The sequence below is a fragment of the Pseudomonas sp. 43mfcvi1.1 genome, assembly GCF_900115935.1.
GTDB classification, from domain to species: domain Bacteria; phylum Pseudomonadota; class Gammaproteobacteria; order Pseudomonadales; family Pseudomonadaceae; genus Aquipseudomonas; species Aquipseudomonas bijieensis.
The window spans coordinates 1-1,235 of record NZ_UETT01000035.1; the positions used below are offsets into that span (position 1 = coordinate 1).

Consider the following 1,235-nt stretch of genomic DNA (forward strand, 5'->3'; position numbering starts at 1 on the left):
TGTAGTGGTCAACTAATCCCGGACACGACGTTAAGTTTTTCCTCGGCCCGAGCTGGTGCCAACCCACCATTGAATTGGTGAGGCCGAATCCAGTTGTACCGATGCATCAAGAAGTGGCTGATATCGCGCTTGGCTTCTTGAGTCGTTCTGTAGCCCGTGGTCGGTATCCATTCCGTTTTTAGGCTGCGGAACACGCGCTCCATTGGCGCGTTGTCCCAGCAATTTCCCCGGCGACTCATGCTCTGGTGCATGCGATAACGCCACAATCGCTGACGAAATAGCCGGCTTGCGTATTGCGACCCCTGATCCGAGTGAAACAGCAGACCCGAAGGCCTGCCACGCTGCTCGTAGGCCATATCCAGGGCCTTGATCACCAGTTCAGCGTCCGGCTTTTCCGACAACCCCCAGCCCACCACCCGGCGCGTGCAGAGATCCAGTACGACCGACAAGTAATGCCATTTCCCCTGGGCCCAAATGTAGGTGATGTCGCCGCACCACACTTGATTCGGGGCTGGCACATCAAACTCACGGTTCAAGGTATTCGGGATATCGAGTCTTTCTACTGTCGCTCGTTTGTAGGCATGTGAGCCGGGTTGTTTACTGACTAAATCAAGCTCGCGCATCAAGCTGCGCACTTTGAATCGACCAAGTTGTTCACCGTCTTCAAGCATCAGCGACAAGATACTGCGGCTGCCCGCAGCGCTACGACTTTGCGTGAACAACTCGTTCACCCGGCTGCGCAACCGAAGTCGTTCAACATCAGGCGTGCGGCGCCTAAGGCGCTGGGCGTAGTAGCACGAACGAGTGACTTCAAACAGCTTGCACAGCCAATCAACCGGCTCATGGACGCTCAACTGATTGATCAGCGCGTACGCTCGTGATCTTCCGACATCAAGAGCGCGGTAGCCTTTTTTAATATCGATTTTTCCCGTTCAAGCCGGGCAATCCGGGCTTCCAGCTCCTGAATTTTCTGTTGTTCCGGGGTCAATGCTTTGCTCTGCGGCGTAACACCTTGGCGCTCTTGCTGAACCTGATCAACCCAGCGGCGCAGGGCCGACTCGCCGACGCCAAGTGAACGGCTGGCTTCGATGTAGCTGTAGTTTTGCTTGAGCACGAGGTCGGCAGCCTCGCGTTTGAATTCAGCAGAAAAGGAACGGCGTTGTTTGGTCATCTGACACCTCGATCTGGCGAGCATTCTCACCTAAATGGGTGTCCGGTTTCATTAGACCACTACA

The 1,235-nt window shown here is 55.2% G+C and carries 1 protein-coding gene; it reads right to left on the reverse strand.

What is annotated here, in order from left to right:
* Window positions 1–8: 8 nt before the first annotated feature.
* Window positions 9–1,171, reverse strand: a protein-coding gene (locus DTP52_RS30985) for an IS3 family transposase (RefSeq protein ID WP_109756663.1) whose coding sequence is annotated in 2 segments (ribosomal slippage) — window positions 9–916 and window positions 916–1,171 — 1,164 coding nt in all. Because the reading frame shifts where the segments join, the coding sequence is not laid out codon by codon here.
* Between the last annotated feature and the right edge of the window lie 64 nt (window positions 1,172–1,235).